Origin of the sequence: Hydrogenophaga sp. (assembly GCF_026125825.1) — a bacterium.
In the GTDB taxonomy this organism is placed as follows: Bacteria; Pseudomonadota; Gammaproteobacteria; order Burkholderiales; family Burkholderiaceae_C; genus Hydrogenophaga.
Window position 1 is genome coordinate 51,615 of the sequence record NZ_JAHCKK010000011.1, and the last position, 18,419, is coordinate 70,033.

Sequence of the window (18,419 nt, forward strand, 5' to 3'; positions counted from 1 at the left end):
GGTCTATACGACCGTCACGCCAGGGTCATGCAGGACCCAGACACTGCGGTTGTTTCTTGTTGTAACCCCGGAGCGACCATGTCCCACCACGACCCCGAAGAAAACCTCAACGACTCCCCGAACGAACACTTCCAGCAGGTGCTTGAACGCGCCACGCTCTCCCGCCGCCACCTGATCCGGGGTGGTGTGGGGCTGGCCGCTCTGTCGTCCATTCCCTTCCTGGCCGCTTGCGGTGGCGGCAGCGACGCGCCGGCCCCGGTGCCCGGGCCCGGCACGCCGGGCGCCACGGGCCTGGGCTTCAGCGCCATCGACAAGAGCCTGCTCGACGACGTGATCCTGCCCGCGGGCTACACCTACAAGGTGGTGCATGCGACCGGTGACCGCCTGGTCTCGAGCATCCCGGCCTACAGCAACCTGGGCACCGAGACGGACGAGTGGACCATGCGCGTGGGCGATCACCACGACGGGATGGACCTGTTCTACGTCAACGGCAGCGGCAACTACTCGCCCACCGAAACCGCGCGCGCGCTGCTGGTGATGAACCACGAGAGCTCGGCCGACGCCCATTTCTTCCATCCCAACGGCCAGACTTCGGGCGGGGTGTCGGGCAAGAAGTTCAGCCAGTTCGACAGCTGGGACCTGGGCGTGCGACCCGAGCTGGAAGTGCTCAAGGAAATCAACCACCATGGCGTCTCGGTGGTCGAAGTGGGCAAGAACAGCGCCGGCCAGTGGGAATACAAGCTGGACTCGCTCTACAACCGCCGTGTCACCGGGCAGTCGCCGATGCGCATCGACGGGCCGGCCGCTCACCTGGGCGACATCCGCAGCTTCATGGTGACGGCCTACGACACCACCGGCGCCACCTCGCGCGGCACGCTCAACAACTGCGGCCATGGCAAGACGCCCTGGGGCACCTACCTGGCCTGCGAAGAAAACTGGGCCGCCTATTTCTTCATGCCCGCCGGCTCGGTGGATGTGGACGCCAAGACCAAGGCTTCGCGCCAGCGCTACGGCGTGATGCGCGCGCCCAACGCCGGCGCCACCGCCGGTTCGCAAGGCTGGTCCAACACCGCCACGGCCGCCACCGACGACCGCTTCGGCCGCTGGGACGTCTCGGCACCGGGTGCAAGCGCTGCGCAGGATTTCCGCAACGAGCCCAACACCTTTGGCTACATCGTGGAGATCGACCCGCTGACCAGCGGCACCTCTGCCAAGCGCGTGGCCCTGGGTCGCTTCGCGCACGAGGCCGCGGTCTGCGGCATCCCGGTCGTCGGCCAGCCACTGGCCTTCTACATGGGCTGCGACTCGCGCAACGAATACATCTACAAGTTCGTCTCCGCCGCCGTGTGGCGCGCGTCCGATGTGGGCGGTGGCATGACCGCCGGTGACCGCTACCTCAACGAAGGCAAGCTGTATGTCGCCAAGTTCAACGACAACGGCAGCGGCGAGTGGATCGAGCTCAACATCGCCAACCCGCTGATCAGCGGCTACGCCACCTACGCCTTCGCCAACCAGGCCGATGTGCTGATCAACGCGCGGCACGCCGCCGACGCCGTGGGGGCCACCAAGATGGACCGCCCGGAGTGGGGCGCGGTGAACCCGGCCAATGGCGAGATCTACTTCACCATGACCAACAGCAACGCGGCCAGCCGCCCGGTGACCGGCACCAACGGCGCCAACCCGCGTTCGTACGCCGACAACGACGGTCGCGCGCAGACGGGCAACCCCAATGGCCACATCATCCGCTTCAAGGAAAGCGGTGGGGCGTCCACGGCCTCGTCCTTCACCTGGGACATTTTCCTGTTCGGCGCGGAAGCCGATGCCGGTGCGAACATCAACCTCTCGGGCCTGACCGCCAAGAACGACTTCTCGTCGCCCGACGGCCTGTGGTTCAGCAAGGCCACCGGCATCTGCTGGATCCAGACCGACGACGGCGCCTACACCGACCAGAGCAACTGCATGCTGCTGGCCGCGATTCCGGGTGCGGTGGGCGATGGCCGTGCGATCACGGTGAACAACAGCCTGGGCGGTGTCTCGGGCACGCAGAACACCTTCATTGGGGCCGCGCTAGGTGAGGCCAAGCTGCGCCGCTTCATGGTCTCGCCCAAGGGGGCGGAAGTCACGGGCATCACCGAATCGGCCGATGGCCGGGCGATCTTCGTGAACATCCAGCACCCGGGCGAGAACACGCCCGCGCTGGGCGCCGGCCCGTTCGCGTTCCAGAGCCAGTGGCCGGGCAATTCGCCCAGCGCGCCCTACGGCCCGCTGGGTCGGCCGCGGTCGGCCACCATCGTCATCACCCGCACCGATGGCGGCGTGATCGGCCGATGAAGGCTTGATCGCCTGAAGCAGAAAGCCCGGCGCCGCCGGGCTTTCTTTCTTTGGCCTTCAGCGGCGGGCCAGCCAGGCCTCCAGCGGCCAGCGGCGGCGGCCACTGAGCCGGGCCCCCGCCAGGGCCAGCAGCCACAAGCCCAGGCAGGCCACGACGGTCTGCAGCGTGGTGGGCGCCAGCGCCCAGCCCGCGCCCGAGAGGAGCAGCAGACAGAGGGCGCTGTGTCCCACGTACAGCGAGAGGGTGCGCTGCCCGAGCGGGGCCAGCACCGCGCACCAGCGCGCCCGTCCGCCATCGGACGCCAGGACGGCGATCGCGAGATAGCAGGCCGCCACGGGCAGGGCGATCAGGTCGCCCAGCGCCTCGATCCAGGGGTCGATGTCCGCAGCGGGGTCATGGACCGCCCAGGCCCAGCCATGCGCAACGCTCAGCACGAGCAAGGGCGGGCCCGCCAGCCACAGCCCGCGCCGCCACAGCGGCCGCCAGCGGCGGTGGGTCAGCAGGCGCAGGCGCGCCGCGGCCACCCCACCCAGCATGCACAGGTACATCACCGGTCCGCCGACGAGGAGGGCCACCACCTGGATCGCCGCGTAGAAACCGGCGTTGAGCTGGAAGAAGGCCCAGGCGCCCTGCACCGTGGAGAGCGCGGGCGTGTCCGCCCGGGCCGGGCTTTCGGCGGCCATCAGCGTGAGCGCCAGCAACACCAGCTTGGCCAGCACCGCCCAGGCCAGCGCGTGCCAGAAGTGGCGGCGCAAGGCGCCCCAGGGCCTGTGCAGGCGGCGCAGCAACGGCCGGCCGACCAGCGCGTAGAGCGTGAGGATGTCGCCGAAGTAGAGGAACACGCCGTGGAAGATGCCCACCTGCAGCAGACGGCGCTGGCGCCGTTGGCCGCGCTGCAGCGCCTCGGCCCTGGGGCGGTGGCGGGCGGCGAGCCACAGCGCCATGCCGAAGACGAAGGCCAGCGTGGTGTAGCCCTTGCCATGCAGCACGGCGGCCACGGCGCCCTGGGTCAGCGAAGCCCAGGCGCTGTCGGGAGGGGTGCGAAAGCCCAGGGTCGGCCCCCAGGGTGCGGCGGCGTAGCCGATGGCGTTGACCACCAGCACCGAGATCAGCGCGAGGGCGCGCAAAGCGTCTGGCAGCGTCTCGCGGGGCCTCTGCGGTGGGGTTGGGGGCATCGATCAGGCTCCGTCGACGGGCACCTGCATGCCCGTTTTCAGCCGGCCCATGGTGACCAGGGTCTTGAAGCGCTTCACGTTGTGGTTCTCCAAGAAGAGTTCGCGCGTGAGCTCGGTGTAGTGGCCCATGTCGCGCACCGCGAAGATCAGCACGAAGTCGCATTCGCCCGCCACGTCGTAGCACTGCTGGATGAAGGGACACCGCACAAAGGCCTGCTTCATCGCGTCGAGCAGGTCCATGCGCTCGTTCTCGACCTGCACCTCCACCACGATGGTGAGCGGGTAGCCGAGGGACTCGGGTCTCACCTGCGCGGCAAAGCGTTCGATCACGCCTTGTTCGGTCAGCCGCTTGATGCGCCGGTTCACCGCGGCCGCCGACAGGTGCACGCGCGCGCCGAGCTCGGCCTGCGGCATCCGGCAGTCCTCCTGAAGCAGGGCGATGAGTTGGCGGTCGAAGGCGTCCAGCGGGGCAGGGGCGTTCAAGGCATGGGGTCCAGCTTGCAATAACGTTGCGTTGAAGGGCTGGATTATCGAATCCGGATGCGCGGCAGCGAAATAGCATTCCGTGTTCCCGCCGATACCGGGCTTGTTGATGACCTCCTCCTCCTCCTCCTCCTCCTCTTCCTTCGAAACGTCATCCGGCGTGGCCTGCTCCCTGATCGCTTCGGTCCTGTTCGCCCTGATGTACTACCACGCCACGCTGCTCGCGCCGCTGGGCGGCGCCGGCATCTATGGCTGGCGCATCCTGCTGACGGCGCCCTTCCTGGGTGCGTTCATCCTGCTGTCGCGGCGCCAGGCCGAGATCGCCGGGCTCTGGAGTCGCCTGCGCGCACGCCCCGTGCTGTGGCTGGCCATGTTGCTGTCGTCCCTGTTGCTGGGCGTGCAGCTATGGCTGTTCATGTGGGCGCCCATCAACGGCCACGGCCTGGACGTCTCGCTGGGCTACTTCCTGTTGCCGCTGACCCTGGTGCTCACCGGGCGGCTGTGTTTCGGCGAGCGCATCACCCGCTGGCAGGGGGCGGCCTGCGCGCTGGCCGCGCTGGGGGTGGTGAACGAGCTGCTGTATGCGCCCCGGGTGTCTTGGCCGGCCTTCGTGGTGGCGCTGGGCTATCCCTGCTACTTCGCATTGCGTCGCGTGCTGCGCACCAACCACCTGGGCGGCATGTGGTTCGACATGGTGCTGAGCCTGCCGGTGGGCTTGTGGTTCATCGCCGCGCCGCTGCCCGAGGGCGCTGGCGCGCTGCGGCACCCGGTGCTGGGCATCCTCGTGCTGGGCGTGCTCAGTGCCGTGGCGCTGGCTTTCATGATCTCGGCCAACCAGCGCCTCAAGCTGGGCCTGTTCGGCCTGCTGAGCTACGTGGAGCCTGCGCTGCTCGTGGGGGTCTCGCTGTGGCTGGGCGAACGCATCGCGCAGAGCCAGTGGCTCACCTACGGCAGCATCTGGGCCGCCATCGCGCTGCTGGCCTGCGAAGGCCTGCTGAGCCTGCGCGCCCTCAGGCCGCAGGCCCTTCCTCGGTGACGAAACTGTCGCGCACGGTGAACCAGATGGAGGTGTGGAACATGGCCGCCAGCAGCAGCACCATCGGGTAGATCACGAGGTTGAGCAGGGCGGTGCCGCCCAGCAGCACGGCCAGGAGGTTCATCACCACGCCGGCCAACATGATCACCGCCATCCAGCCCAGGCTGTAGAGCAGCATGGCGCCCTTGTTGGCCCAGCAGGCCATCAGGCTGAAGAACAGGCTCTTGAGCGGCGTGACGCGGTGCCAGTGCACCAGCGCGGGAGCGTGCCAGAAGGCCATGAGCACCGGCACGTACAGCACCATCGCGGCCCACAGGCCGGGGTTGTTGAACATGGCGCGCACCCGCTCGGGCGTGACCTCGCCATCGGGCAGCTCCGCCACCGGCGCCACCTCGGGCGCGAACAGGGCGCCCACACCGAACACCAGCATCAGGGCGGCAGCGTACATCGCGCCCAGGATGAGCATGGACCGCGTGCTGGCCGGGCCGGCGCGAAAGGCCGTGACCAGGGTGGTCGGCATGGGGAAGCGGCCCTGCTGGGCCTCGCGGCTGGCGGCCATGAGGCCCAGCGTGGCCGCCGGCACCAGCGCGAGCGAGATGAGGGTGCCGATCACTGGCACCAGCGAGAGCACCGATACCGTGGCCATGAACATGAAGAACAGGCCCGCCATGGCCAGCGGCTGGCGCAAGAAGGTCTGCGCGCCGAGCTTGACCCATTGAAAACCGGTGCGGGCGGGAACGATGTGGAGTTTCATGCGGGAGGCGGGCTCAGGCGGACTGCAGCGCGTCGTCGCGCACGAGGGCCGCCAGGGCCGGGGTGTCGCGCACCTGGGCGCGCAGCACGCGCTCGAAGTGGCTGGGGTCATGGGGTTGCAGCAAGGCCGCTTCGCGCGGCAGGTGCAGGTCCCAGAGGCGGGAGATCCAGAAGCGCAGGGCACCCGCGCGCAGCAGGGCGGGCAGCAGGCTGCGCTCAGCCGCCGTGAGGGGGCGCACCGCCTGGTAGGCAGCGAGCAGGGCGAGGGAGCGCGGCGTGTCCAGCGAGCCGTCGTGGTCCTCGTCGTGCAGCACGCACCAGTCGTTGAGGCAGACCGCGATGTCGAACAGGAAGGTGTCGCAGCCGGCGAAATAGAAGTCGAAGAAGCCGGTGAGCACACCGTCTTCGAACATGGCGTTGTCGCGGAACAGGTCGGCATGCACCGGGCCGCGCGGCAGGGCCGCGTAGGCAGGGCCCTGGGCCACGTGGTTCTGGTAAGCCAGTTCAGAGCGCAGCAGGTCGGCCTGGCTGGGGGTGAGGAAGGGCAGCACCACCGGGGCGGTCTCGTTCCACCAGGACAGGCCGCGCAGGTTGGGCTGGTTCATGGGGAAGTCGCGCCCGGCCAGGTGCATGCGCGCGAGCATGGCGCCCACCGCCTCGCACTGCGCCACGCCGGGGGCCAGGTCGCTCTTGCCACGCAGCTTGGCCACCACGGCAGCGGGTTTGCCCTGCACCTTGTGCAGGATCTCGCCCTGGGCGTCGGCCGCCGGCGCAGGCACCGGGATGCCTCGCTCGGCGAGGAACTTCATCAGGTGCAGGTAGAACGGCAACTGCTCGAAGCCCAGGCGTTCGAACACGGTGAGCACGTGCTCCAGCGTGGCGCCGTCGCGCTCGCTGGTCACGAAATAGTTGGTGTTTTCAATGCCGCCCTGAATGCCCTTGAGCTCGGTCAGATCGCCCAGCTGGAGGGCGTGCAGGAGGGCGGCGGCTTCGTCGAACGCGACTTCGGTGTAAACGGCCATGTGGCGGGGGAAATCAGAAATTCAGGATGCGCCAGCTGCTGCGCCCGGCGCTGCCGGTGCGCTTGCCGCTGTCGCCCGCGCCGGTCTGGCCGTTGTCGGGTTGGATCTGGTAGGCCGGTGCGCCGTTCTTGGGCTGCACATTGATGCTCTGTGTCTGGCCGCCCACCCGCAGCTCTTCGATGCGGGTGAGTTTGTCCTCGTGCGTGATGCGCTCGATGTTGTCGCGCGGCGATGCGGGCTCGCGCGGGGTATCCGCCGGGGCCACCTGGGCCAGGGCAGGCAGGGCAATGCACAGGCCGGCCACGAGGGCGGCGAGGGGATGGCGGTGGATCGGGTTCATGCGGCATTGTAGGCAAGGCGGGCCGGGCGTGCTGCGGGCAGGGGGAAGCCGGCCACCGGGTGAACGGGCACGGCGCGATCTCCGCCACAATCGCTCCATGCCTGACGCCCAAACCCCCGACACCCCCACCGGCCAGAAGACCCTGCTGCTGGTCGACGGCTCCAGCTACCTGTACCGCGCGTTCTTCGCCGGCGGTGAGGCCATGAGCACCACCTTGCCCGATGGCACGGTCCTGAAAACCGGTGCCATCCGCATCATGATCAACATGATGCAGAAGCTGCGCAAGGACGTGCGCGCGGACTACGCCGCCTGCGTCTTTGACGCCAAGGGGCCAACCTTCCGCGACGCGCTGTACCCCGAGTACAAGGCCAACCGCTCGCCCATGCCCGATGACCTGCGCGCGCAGATCGCCCCCATCCACGAGGTGGTGAAGCTGCTGGGCTGGAAGGTGCTGGACGTGCCCGGCGTGGAGGCCGACGACGTGATCGGCACGCTGGCCCACGTGGCGGCGCAACAGGGCATCAGCTGCATCATCTCCAGCGGCGACAAGGACCTGAGCCAGCTGGTCAACGAACACATCACCGTGATCGACACCATGAACGACCGCCGGCGCGACGTGGCCGGCGTGACCGCCGAGTTCGGCGTGCCGCCCAGTCTGATGCTGGATTACCAGACGCTGGTGGGGGACCAGGTCGACAACGTGCCGGGCGTGCCGAAGGTGGGACCCAAGACGGCCGTGAAATGGCTGATGGAGTATGGGTCGCTGGAGGCGCTGGTGGCGCGCGCGGGCGAGATCAAGGGCGCTGCGGGCGAGAACCTGCGCAACGCGCTCGAGTGGCTGCCCAAGGGACGGGAGCTGCTGACCATCAAGACGGACTGCGATCTCAAGGACCACGTCGAGGGCCTGCCGTCGCTGGAAGCCATCACGATCAACGGGCAGGACAGCGAGGCGCTCAAGGCGTTCGGCGAGACCTACGGTTTCAAGGGGCTGGTCAAGTCGCTGTCGCAGCACGATGTGCCGCCGGAGCTGATCGAAAAGAGCCAGGCGAAGGCCGGCGCCAGGGGCAAGGCGGACGCGGGCTCGCCCGGCCTGTTCGATGAGCCTGACCTCAGCGGCAGCGCCGCGCGCACGACGAACCTGCGCTACGACACCATCCTGACCTGGGAGCTGTTCGACCGCTGGCTGGAGCGCCTGCTGGCGGCCGAGCTGGTGGCGCTGGACACCGAGACCACCTCGCTTGACGAGATGCGCGCCGAGATCGTGGGCATCAGCTTCAGCGTGACGCCGGGCGAGGCGGCCTACATCCCGCTGCGCCATGCCGGGCCCGGCGCGCCCGAGCAGCTGCCCTTCGACGACGTGCTCGCCAAGCTCAAGCCCTGGCTGGAGGACCCGGCCAGGCACAAGCTCGGCCAGCACCTGAAGTACGACCGCCACGTCTTCGCCAACCACGGCATCGAGGTGCAGGGCTATGTGCACGACACCATGCTGCAAAGCTATGTGCTGGAAGTGCACAAGCCACATGGGCTGGCCAGCCTGGCCGAGCGCCACCTGGGCCGCCAGGGCATCAACTACGAAGACCTGTGCGGCAAGGGCGCGCACCAGATCCCCTTCGCCCAGGTGGACGTGGCCAAGGCCGCCGAGTACTCGTGCGAGGACAGCGACCAGACGCTCGATGTGCACCGCGTGCTGTGGCCTCAGCTGCAGGCCGACGAAAAGCTGCGGTTCATCTACGAACTCGAGATCGCCAGCAGCGAGGCGCTCTACCGCATCGAGCGCAATGGCGTGCTGATCGACGCCCCCACGCTGGCCGCCCAAAGCCACGAGCTCGGTCAGCGCATCGTGGCGCTGGAGCAGGAAGCCTATGCCATCGCGGGCCAGCCGTTCAACCTGGGCAGTCCCAAGCAGCTGGGCGAGATCTTCTTCGACAAGCTCGGCCTGCCCGTCATCAAGAAGACCGCGACCGGGGCGCGCAGCACCGACGAGGAGGTGCTGGAAAAACTCGCCGAGGACTACCCGCTGCCGGCCAAGATCCTGGAGCACCGCAGCCTGTCCAAGCTCAAGGGCACCTACACCGACAAGCTGGCCCAGATGGCGCTGCCGCGCACCGGGCGCGTGCACACGCACTACGCCCAGGCCGTGGCCGTGACAGGCCGGCTCTCCAGCAACGACCCCAACCTGCAGAACATCCCGATCCGGACGCCCGAAGGCCGGCGCGTGCGCGAGGCCTTCGTGGCCCCCGCAGGCAGCGTGATCGCCAGCGCCGACTACTCGCAGATCGAGCTGCGCATCATGGCCCACATCAGCGGCGACGAGGCGCTGCTGCGCGCGTTCCATGAAGGGCTGGACGTGCACCGCGCGACCGCCGCCGAAGTGTTCGGCGTGGAGACCGCGCAGGTCAGCAGCGAGCAGCGCCGCTACGCCAAGGTGATCAACTTCGGCTTGATCTATGGCATGGGATCGTTCGGCCTGGCCAAGGCGCTGGGGATCGACAACACGGCGGCCAAGAACTACATCACGCGTTACTTCGAGCGCTTCGAGGGCGTGAAGCGCTACATGGACGAGACGCGGCAGCGCGCCAAGGAGCTGGGTTATATCGAGACGGTGTTCGGCCGGCGCCTGGTGCTGCCCGACATCAAGAACGCCAAGGGTGCGAAGCTGTCGGCGCTGGAGCGGCAGGCCATCAATGCCCCCATGCAGGGCACGGCGGCCGACCTGATCAAGCTCAGCATGGTGGCGGTTCAGAAGGCGCTGGACGAACAGCAGCGGGCCACGAAGATGATCATGCAGGTGCACGATGAACTGGTGTTCGAGGTGCCCGAAGGTGAAGTGGACTGGCTCAAGACCGAGATCCCTCATCTCATGGCCGGCGTGGCCGCGCTCAAGGTGCCCTTGTTGGCGGAGGTCGGTGTCGGCCCCAACTGGGACCAGGCTCACTGAGGGCCAACCCCTGGCGCGGCTGCGCCGCGAGCCCCGCGCAGGGGCGATGCCAGCCGCCCGGCCAGGCCGGTGGCGCGGCCGCTCTGGAAAAAGCCCGCTCGCGCCTCAAAGGTTTGAACTTCGGGCGCGCCCCGAAGTCAGGTAGTTTTTCAACCCACCAAGAAGGAGACACGACGATGCTCGAAGAAAGACACGTGCAGGACCTCGAGGCCTTGCTGCCCGGCCAGTCCACCGAACACGGCGCCACCCGCCGGACCGCCCTGAAGGCCGCCCTCGGCGTGGGTTATGCGGCCTCCGCGCTGCCGCTGATGGCGCAGACGGCGATCAAGACCCCCACCACCGGCCTGACCGTGGGCGAGGTGACGATCGACGTCAACGGGTTCAAGATGCCGGCCTACCGCGCCGCGCCGGCGGGCAAGACCGGCCTGCCCGTGGTGCTGGTGCTGTCCGAGATCTTTGGTGTGCACGAGTACATCGCCGACACCGCCAACCGCTTTGCCCGGGCCGGCTACCTCGCGATCGCGCCTGAACTGTTCGTGCGACAGGGCGATGCGCAGAGTTATGGCGAGATGGCCAAGCTGATCGCCGAAGTGATCTCCAAGGTGCCGGACGAGCAGGTGCTGGGCGACCTGGACGCCACCGTGAAGTGGGCGGCTGCCAACGGCGGCGATGCGAGCAAGGTGGGCATCACCGGCTTCTGCTGGGGAGGACGCCAGGTCTGGCTGTACACCGCCCACAACCCGGCCGTGAAGGCCGGCGTGGCCTGGTACGGCCGCCTGGTGGGCGATGCCACCCCGCTCAACCCGAAGCAGCCCGTGGACGTGGCCGCCAAGCTCAACGGACCGGTGCTGGGCCTGTATGGCGGCGCGGACACCGGCATCCCCCTTGACACGGTTGATAAGATGAAAACTGCCCTGGCGGCCGGCAATGCGGCGGCCAAGGCATCGACCTTCGTGGTGTATCCGGACGCACCGCACGCCTTTCATGCCGACTACCGGCCCAGCTTCCGCAAGGAAGCGGCTGAAGACGGCTGGAAGCGGGCGCTGGCCTGGTTCAAGCAGCACGGCGTGGCCTGATCGGGCCGCCCTGCATTCAACGAAGGCCGCCCTGGGGCGGCCTTTTTTCGTGGTGACAAGCAAATGACCCTGTTGGCAATCCTCATTGGCACCATCGCCGCAGGCGTGGGCAGCGTGTGGCTGGCGGCCCTGCTGGGCATGGCCATGCTGGCGCGCTACACCCAGCACATGCTCAGCCTGGCGGCGGGGGCGCTGATGGCCACGGCCTTCATGCACCTGCTGCCCGAGGCCTTCGAGAGCGAGGCTGGCGCGCACGAGCTGTTCGCGATGCTGCTGGGCGGCCTGGTGTTCTTCTTCCTGCTCGACAAGGCCGAGCTGTGGCACCACGGGCACGAACACAGCCGGGAAGAAGAGGCCCTGCTGGATCACGAACCGCAGGATCACCACGCGCACCATGGTCACCACCACCATGCACACGACCATGGCCCGCGCTCGGGGGGGTGGACGGTGCTGGCCGGCGACAGCGTGCATGCCTTTGGCGACGGCATCCTGATTGCCTCGGCCTTCATGGCCGACATGCGCCTGGGCGTGGTGGCCGCGCTGGCGGTGCTGGCCCACGAGGTACCGCACCACATGGGCGATCTGGTGGTGTTGCGCCACACCTCGCGCAACTCGCGCGCCGCGCTGGTCAAGGTCTCGCTGGCGGGTACGGTCACCGCGCTGGGTGGCCTGGTCGGCTACTTCCTGCTCACGCAGTTGCAGGACTACCTGCCGTATTTCCTGGTCGCCGCGTCGAGCAGCTTCGTCTACGTGGCGCTGGCCGACCTGATCCCGCAGCTGCAGAAGCGGCTGAGCCTTGCGGCCACGGTGGCGCAGATCGCGTGGTTGATGGTGGGGATCGCGCTGGTGACGGTCGTCAGCGGTCTGGCCCACTGAGGAGGCGTCGCCCCTTTTCAGCCCGCCCGAGAGCCGGATTTGCCGCGCCTCAGGGTGTGCCCCCCTCGGGTGGGGAGATGCGCAGCGCGGCGGGGGAGTCGGCCGATTCGCCAAAGGAGAAGCAGAACCGCGCCCCTGCACCCGGCTGCCCTTCGCCGGTGATCTGCCCGCCGTGGCGCTCGATGATGCGCCGCACCGTGGCCAGGCCGATGCCGGTGCCCTCGAACTCGCTGGGCATGTGCAGGCGCTGGAAGGGCTTGAACAGCTTATCGGCATAGGCCATGTCGAAGCCCACGCCGTTGTCCCGCACGTAGAACATCCGGGGTTCGCCGCCCACGGGGGGCAGCAGGCCCCACTCGATCACCGAACGGTCTTTCGTGCGGCTGTACTTGAGCGCGTTGGCCAGCAGGTTTTCCAGCACGATGCGGGCCAGGCGCGGATCGCAATGCGCACGCAGATCGGGTGTGATGCGCTGCTCGATCACGCGATGGGGTTGTTTGAGCTGCTCCTGTGCCAGGATGCCCTGCACCATGGCGCTGAGGTCCACCGTCTGCTGCGTCAGCACGCCCTGGCTGACCCGCGCCAGGGCCAGCAGGTCGTCGATCAGCGAGCCCATGCGCTGGGTCGAGCCGAGCACGCGGTCAAGCAGCTGGCGCTCGTCGGGGCTCAGGCGCGGCCCCACCTCCTCTTCGAGCAGGCGGGTGAAACCGTCGATCGCGCGCAGCGGCGACTTGAGGTCGTGCGACACGGAATAAGCGAACGAATCGAGTTCCGCGTTCAGTTGATGGAGGTCCGCCGTGCGTTCGCGCACGCGAAGTTCGAGCGTCTCGTTGAGGCGCTGGATTTCGCGGTCGCGCCGCAGGCGCACCAGTTCCGAGTTGGCCCGCCCGGCGAAGATGGCGATCAGGGCCTGCGTGTCCGGGCGCAACTCGACCGGCTGGCGCCAAAGCGCAAAGATCACGCCGATGGCCGTGCCGTCGGCATCGCGCAGGGCCTTGCCCAGATAGGCCTGGCAACCCGATTCGATGAGGCTGGTGGCCTGTGGGAACTGCTGTGCCAGGCCGCTGGTGCAGATGAGCATGTCCTGCTGCAGCAGGGAGCGGGCACAGGGCGTGCCTTCGATGGAGAAGGTGAAATTGGGCCGCGCCTGCCCGTCCTGGCGGATCGCCAGGCTGCGCACGCGGCCGTCGTCGCGGATTTCGCCGACCACCACCATGTCCGAGCCGATGGCCTCGCAGAGGTGTCGGGTGAGCGCGCTGAAGAAGGCTTCGCCGGTCTCGGCGGCCACGCCGCGCGCCACGTTGAGCAGCAGCGCCTCGCGCTCCTTCTCGGCGGTGATGCTGACGGTGCAGGCCAGGATGCAGGGTTCGCCGTCGATGTCCAGCAACTCGGCCCAGATGCGGGTGTCCACGAGCGAGCCGTCCTTGTGGCGCATGCGGGTTTCGTAGCCATCGATGCGGCCGGCGCGAAGCAACTGTTCCACGAAGGCCTCGCGGTCCGCAGGGGTGAGCCAGGCGCCAATCTCCACCGAGGTCTTGCCCTTGACCTCCTCGGGCAGCAGGCCCTGAGCGCGGTCCTGAGAACGGTTCACTTCGATGATGGCGCCATCGGACAGGCGCGAGATCGTCATGTTGAGCGGGCTGAAATGGAACGCCTTGGCAAAGCGCTCCTCGGACCGGCGCAGCCGCTCCATCACCTCGTTCTGGGCGCTCACGTCGCTGATGGTGGTGATGATCAGCTTGTCTTCGCGGTCGTCGCCCATCTCGCTGGAGACAAGTCCTTCGAAGGTGGTGCCATCGGCGCGCAGGCCGCGCGCGGCATACTGTTCGGCGCGCCGCGCGGCGAAGAGGGCGCCCAGGTATTCCTCGCGCTGCCCGGGGTCGGCCCAGAGGAAACTGTCGGGGCGGCCCAGGGCCTGATCGCGGGTGTAGCCGTAGCAGCGCTCGAAGGCCGGGTTGACGTCCAGGATCATCCCGGATCGCGCCGACTGCGCGATCATCGGGCTGGGGCTGGTGCGGAAGATGCGGGCGAAACGCTCCAGGCTCAGATCGCGCTGGTGCTCGGTCTTGCGCCGCAGTTCCAGCTCTTCCTTCTGCCGGTTGAAAGCCTCGCGCAGCTGGCGCCCGCTGTGGTAGACCATCACGCCGACCACGATCACGGTGGCCGAGTGCGTGATCCACACGCGCAGGCCCACTTCAAAGTAGGGCGTTGCGCTGAGCCAGCCATTGACTTCGGCCAGCGTCAGCAGACCGAGCGCGCTCACGCTCGCCGCGACCGTGGCGATGAGCGCGGTGCGGCCAAGGAAGGTGCCGGCGCCGGCCACTGCCGCGACGAACAGGAAACCCACGGCCGTGCGAACCGAGCCGTAGGAGATCACCGAAAGCACCGCCGTGGCCAGCGTGCCCGTCACGATCAGAGGCGCCACGTACTCGGTGCGGTTCCAGTGCACCAGCGCATAGGCGGTGCCCGAGACCAGGACCAGGCAGGCCGCGAGCCAGGCTTCGCGCTGCCCGGGGCTGGCAAACACCAGGTCGATCACCAGCACGATCAGCGCGGCCGCGCCGGTCAGCAGCGCGAGCAATTCCAGGACCCGCTTGCGCTGACTGTCCGGCGAGGGAGCCTGTCCGGGCGGTTCCTGGAGGCGGGAAGGGGTGGGTGGCATGGGGCTTGGTCGGCGCTCGCTCGGTGTCAACCCTGCGCCATCGGCAGGCCGGGTGTGGTGCACCACTCGCTCCAACTGCCCGGGTAGAGCTTTGCGCGACCCAGGCCGGCGATCTCCATGGCCAGCAGATTGGGCACGGCGCTCACGCCGCTGCCGCAATGGTGCACCACGGTGGCCGGGTCGCGGCCAGCGAGCAGGCGCTCAAACTCGGCGCGCAGCACGGCCGCGGGCTTGAAGCGGCCATCTGGTGCCATGTTGTCGCCGAAGGGGCGGTTGAGCGCACCGGGGATGTGGCCGGCCACCGGGTCCAGCGGTTCGGTCTCGCCGCGAAAGCGCGCCCCGGCGCGGGCGTCGATCAGGGTCATGGCAGGGCGGCCCAGCGCGTCGGCGATGGCCGCTGTGCTCACGGCCTGCACCAGCGGCTCGCGCAGTTCAAAGACCGCCGGCTTCGGTGGCTGCCCCGGCCCGCTTTCCACCGCGCCACCAGCGGCCTTCCAGGCCGCCAGCCCGCCGTCGAGCACGGCCACGGCCTCGTGGCCGCACCATTTGAGCATCCACCACAGGCGCCCGCTGGTGGCAATGGCCCCGCGGTCCAGCACCACCGCCTGCGCGGCGTTGTCCAGGCCCAGCTGGCCCATGCGGATCGCGAAGGTGGCGCGCGACGGCAACGGGTGGCGCCCGCCGCTGGCGCGGTCGGGGCCGGACTTGTCGCTCAGGTGGTGCTCCAGGTGCACGTGGACCGAGCCCGGGATGTGCTCGGCTTCGAACTGGGCCAGGCCCGCCTCGGGCTTCATCAGCTCGTAACTGCAGTCAAAGATGCGCAACGGCGCGCCATGGGCAGTGAGTTGCAGGAGTTCGGCCGCGGAGATCAGGGTCGTGTGCATGCGCGCATTGTGGCGCAGATGCAAGTCAGTGCTCTTCCGCAGGTGCATTCGGCACGGTGCGGGTGCGCAGCACCGTGGCTGCAATGCCGCTGACGATGATCAGCGCCATGCCCAGCCAGCCCATCAGCGGCAGCTGATCGCCAAAGAAGACGATGCCATAGATGCCGGCGATCACGATGCCCGAGTACTGCAGGTTGGCCACCACCATGGTGGCGCCGCGCGAGTAGGCGCGCGTCATGCAGAGCTGGCCGAAAAGCGCCAGCAGGCCGATGGGCAGCAGCCACAGGGCGCTGGGCCAGTGCCATGGGGTCACGCCCGCGAACAGCATGCCGACCCCGCCGGCCAGCACGGCGCCGATCGAAAAGTAGAACACGGTGCGGCTCTCGGGCTCGCCTGCGCGCGAGAGGGCGGCGACCTGCAGGTAGGCAAAGGCCGCGAAGATGCCGGAGAGCAGGCCGACCAGCGCCCCCACCACCTGGTGCTCGGCCAGCGTGGGGCGCAGCATCAGGGCCACGCCGCCAAAGCCCATGAGCACCGTGAGGAACAAGGGCCCCTGCTCGCGGATGGGGGCGTTGCGGCCCTGCATGAGCAGGGCGCCGCCGAGCAGGAAGGTGGCGATCCACACGCTGCTCATGTAGTTCAGCGTCATGGCCGTGGCCAGCGGCAGGGCCGCGATCGCGAAGAACCAGGCGGTCAGCGAGATGGTGCCGACGATGCTGCGCCAGACGTGCATCATGGGCATGCGGGTGCGCAGCGACACGCCGTTCACCCGCGTCATGGCAATCAGGAAGATGGCGCCCACGATGCCGCGGTAGAAGACGATCTCGAAGCTGTTGAAGTGGCTGGACGCGAACTTGATGCACACGCCCATGGAGGCGAAGAACAGCGAGGCGAGCAGCATCCACAGGGCGTGCATTCAAGCCTCCAGCGCCGCCCGCGGCGTCACCCCCGCAGGGGCGCACCATGGGTGGTCGGGCAAGGCCGGTTCCGCGGTGGCCCTGGATGAGGACGCTCCGCCCTGCGGGGGCGTGAACTTCGGTCGGTGTGGCACGTGAGACGTGTCTCGTTCCAGCGTCACCGCGGGCCCGGCTTCACCGGGCCACTGGTGAAGCCCCCTGGGGGGATGAGGCCGCAGGCGGCACGCAGGCGCTCATCCTGGCCCGGTACCACTCGTGGAAGTGCTGCATGCCGTCTTCCATCGGACTCTGGTAGGGGCCGACCTCGTTGTCGCCGCGTGCCAGCAGGGCCTTGCGCCCGGCGTCCATGCGTTCGGCGATCTCGTCGTCCTCGATGCAGGTCTCCATGTAGGCGGCGCGTTGCGCCTCGACGAACTCGCGTTCGAAGGCCGCGATCTCCTCGGGGTAGTAGAACTCGACCATGTTGAGGGTCTTGTCCACGCTGATGGGGTGCAGGGTCGAGACCGTGAGCACGTGGGGATACCACTCCACCATGATGTGCGGGTAGTAGGTCAGCCAGATCGCGCCGTGCTCCGGCATCTTGCCCTGCCGGTACTGCATCAGCTGCTCGTGCCAGCGCTGGTAGACCGGGCTGCCGGCCTTGCCCAGCAGGTTGGCCGGTCCCACGGTCTGCACCGAGTATTCCGGCTTGAACTCCCAGCGCAGGTCTTCACAGGTGACGAAGCCGCCCAGGCCGGGGTGGAAGGGGGCGACGTGGTAGTCCTCCAGGTAGACCTCGATGAAGGTCTTCCAGTTGTAGTTGCACTCGTGCAACTCCACATGGTCGAGCACCATGCCTTCGAAGTCGAGCGCAGCGCGCGGCCCCATGTTGGCCAGGTCGGCCTGGACATCGCGGCCGTTGTCCTCGAACAGCAGCCCGTTCCACTCGCGCAGCGGGTAGTTGTTGAGGTTCAGGCAAGGGTCCTGCTCGAAGTGCGGTGCCCCCAGCAGGCGCCCGGCCTGCTCGCCATGCGTGCCACTGTAGGTCCAGCGGTGCAAGGGGCAGACGATGTTGCCGCCCGCGCTGCCGCTGCGGGTCTCGGCCAGGTTGCCGCGCCCCTTGAGCATGACGGCCTGGCGGTGGCGGCACACGTTGGAGACCAGTTCCACGCCCTTGCTGGTGTGCACCAGGGCGCGACCACCTGCCTCGTGGGGGAGGGCGTGGTAGTCCCCGACATTGGGAACCGCGAGTTGGTGCCCCACATACCGGGGCCCGCGCTGGAAGAGCGTTTCCTTTTCGCGCTGGAACAGCGCCTCGCTGAAGTAGCTGGAAACCGGAAGTTGGCTTGCGGCCTGCTGCAGTTGAAGACTTAAATCAGACATGGTGGTCCTGACCTAGAGACTCCCCCTATGAAGGGGCAGGGTAAGCGCTGTGCTCGTCAGACGAATTCGCGCGGGATGGGTGGGGTGGTGCGTCCCTCCGGACAAAGCTTGTCCGTAGTGAAGAGGTGTGGAGAAAAAAAGAGACCGGATTGTACCCCGGGGGGCAATACCCTCGCCGGGCATAAAATGCCGGTTTCATCAGGCCATCTTCAGCACCCCGAGGCCGGGCCCAAGCCGCCTGTCCCACCCGCGCGGCGAAGCAAGTTCCGCGGTTTGCGAAGGGCCACAGCCCACAGAATCCATGCCCACACCTACCCCCTCCGGCGCGCCCCGTGCGGCCCCCTCTCCCAATGCGCCTGCCAGCTACGAAGCGGCGCTGGAAGAACTGGAGCAACTGGTGGCCCAGCTCGATGCCGGACAGCTGCCGCTGGACCAGTTGCTGACGCGATACCAGCGGGGCGCGGAGCTGCTCGCGTTCTGCCGTGCGCGGCTGGACGACGTGGAAAACCAGATCAAGGTGCTCGAAGGCGGCACGCTCAAACCCTGGGACGCAGCGTGAACGC

Annotated in this window: 15 protein-coding genes; 6 read left to right on the plus strand and 9 right to left on the minus strand. The window is 68.2% G+C overall.

The annotated features are described in order from the left end of the window. Positions 1-78: 78 nt before the first annotated feature. Positions 79-2,331, plus strand: a complete 2,253-nt coding sequence (locus KIT86_RS06595; protein ID WP_297396341.1) for a PhoX family phosphatase — start codon at positions 79-81, stop codon at positions 2,329-2,331. A gap of 57 nt (positions 2,332-2,388) precedes the next feature. Here the strand turns inward: KIT86_RS06595 and KIT86_RS06600 are convergent, their stop codons facing one another. Both KIT86_RS06600 and KIT86_RS06605 read right to left on the minus strand, forming a co-directional pair. Next, positions 2,389-3,507: a DUF418 domain-containing protein gene (locus tag KIT86_RS06600; protein WP_297396343.1), complete on the minus strand. Its 1,119-nt coding sequence runs from the start codon at positions 3,505-3,507 to the stop codon at positions 2,389-2,391. 3 nt (positions 3,508-3,510) lie between these two features. Next, positions 3,511-3,990, minus strand: a complete 480-nt coding sequence (locus tag KIT86_RS06605; RefSeq protein WP_297396345.1) for an Lrp/AsnC family transcriptional regulator — start codon at positions 3,988-3,990, stop codon at positions 3,511-3,513. Between the two features lie 109 nt (positions 3,991-4,099). On the opposite strand from KIT86_RS06605, the gene rarD reads away from it, so the two are divergent. Then, positions 4,100-5,026 (plus strand): EamA family transporter RarD, encoded by a 927-nt coding sequence (gene rarD, locus KIT86_RS06610; protein ID WP_297396349.1) that lies wholly within the window; start codon positions 4,100-4,102, stop codon positions 5,024-5,026. Here rarD and KIT86_RS06615 read toward each other — a convergent pair. Genes KIT86_RS06615 through KIT86_RS06625 form a run of 3 tightly spaced genes read right to left on the minus strand, consistent with a single transcriptional unit; the run spans position 5,001 to position 7,141 of the window. After that, positions 5,001-5,780: a BPSS1780 family membrane protein gene (locus tag KIT86_RS06615; protein WP_297396352.1), complete on the minus strand. Its 780-nt coding sequence runs from the start codon at positions 5,778-5,780 to the stop codon at positions 5,001-5,003. The two genes, rarD and KIT86_RS06615, sit on opposite strands and share 26 nt — an antisense overlap. A gap of 13 nt (positions 5,781-5,793) precedes the next feature. Next, a complete protein-coding gene (locus KIT86_RS06620) occupies positions 5,794-6,801 on the minus strand; it encodes a homoserine kinase (RefSeq protein WP_297396355.1) in 1,008 nt (335 codons plus the stop codon). A 13-nt stretch (positions 6,802-6,814) separates the two neighbouring features. After that, positions 6,815-7,141 (minus strand): DUF2782 domain-containing protein, encoded by a 327-nt coding sequence (locus KIT86_RS06625; RefSeq protein ID WP_297396357.1) that lies wholly within the window; start codon positions 7,139-7,141, stop codon positions 6,815-6,817. A gap of 97 nt (positions 7,142-7,238) precedes the next feature. On the opposite strand from KIT86_RS06625, the gene polA reads away from it, so the two are divergent. From polA to KIT86_RS06640, 3 genes are all read left to right on the plus strand, one after another. Next, complete coding sequence (gene polA, locus KIT86_RS06630; RefSeq protein WP_297396359.1) at positions 7,239-10,079, plus strand: DNA polymerase I; 2,841 nt, start codon at positions 7,239-7,241, stop codon at positions 10,077-10,079. Between the two features lie 176 nt (positions 10,080-10,255). Then, entirely contained in the window at positions 10,256-11,155 is a 900-nt protein-coding gene (locus KIT86_RS06635; RefSeq protein ID WP_297396361.1) for a dienelactone hydrolase family protein, read from the plus strand. Positions 11,156-11,218: 63 nt separating this feature from the next. Next, entirely contained in the window at positions 11,219-12,031 is an 813-nt protein-coding gene (locus KIT86_RS06640) for a ZIP family metal transporter (protein WP_297396364.1), read from the plus strand. A gap of 49 nt (positions 12,032-12,080) precedes the next feature. On the opposite strand, the gene KIT86_RS06645 is transcribed toward KIT86_RS06640, so the two are convergent. The 4 genes from KIT86_RS06645 to KIT86_RS06660 all read right to left on the minus strand — a co-directional run bounded on the left by KIT86_RS06645 (position 12,081) and on the right by KIT86_RS06660 (position 17,856). Beyond that, positions 12,081-14,693, minus strand: a complete 2,613-nt coding sequence (locus KIT86_RS06645; RefSeq protein ID WP_297396367.1) for a PAS domain S-box protein — start codon at positions 14,691-14,693, stop codon at positions 12,081-12,083. A 26-nt stretch (positions 14,694-14,719) separates the two neighbouring features. After that, a complete protein-coding gene (locus tag KIT86_RS06650) occupies positions 14,720-15,577 on the minus strand; it encodes a sulfurtransferase (RefSeq protein WP_297396414.1) in 858 nt (285 codons plus the stop codon). A 25-nt stretch (positions 15,578-15,602) separates the two neighbouring features. Continuing rightward, positions 15,603-16,493 carry a DMT family transporter gene (locus KIT86_RS06655; protein ID WP_297396370.1) on the minus strand — a complete coding sequence of 297 codons (891 nt, stop codon included), beginning with the start codon at positions 16,491-16,493 and terminating at the stop codon, positions 15,603-15,605. A gap of 175 nt (positions 16,494-16,668) precedes the next feature. Beyond that, on the minus strand, positions 16,669-17,856 hold the full coding sequence (locus tag KIT86_RS06660; RefSeq protein ID WP_297396374.1) for an aromatic ring-hydroxylating dioxygenase subunit alpha: 1,188 nt from the start codon (positions 17,854-17,856) through the stop codon (positions 16,669-16,671). 301 nt (positions 17,857-18,157) lie between these two features. On the opposite strand from KIT86_RS06660, the gene KIT86_RS06665 reads away from it, so the two are divergent. Then, positions 18,158-18,415: an exodeoxyribonuclease VII small subunit gene (locus tag KIT86_RS06665; protein WP_297396377.1), complete on the plus strand. Its 258-nt coding sequence runs from the start codon at positions 18,158-18,160 to the stop codon at positions 18,413-18,415. Positions 18,416-18,419 lie beyond the last annotated feature (4 nt).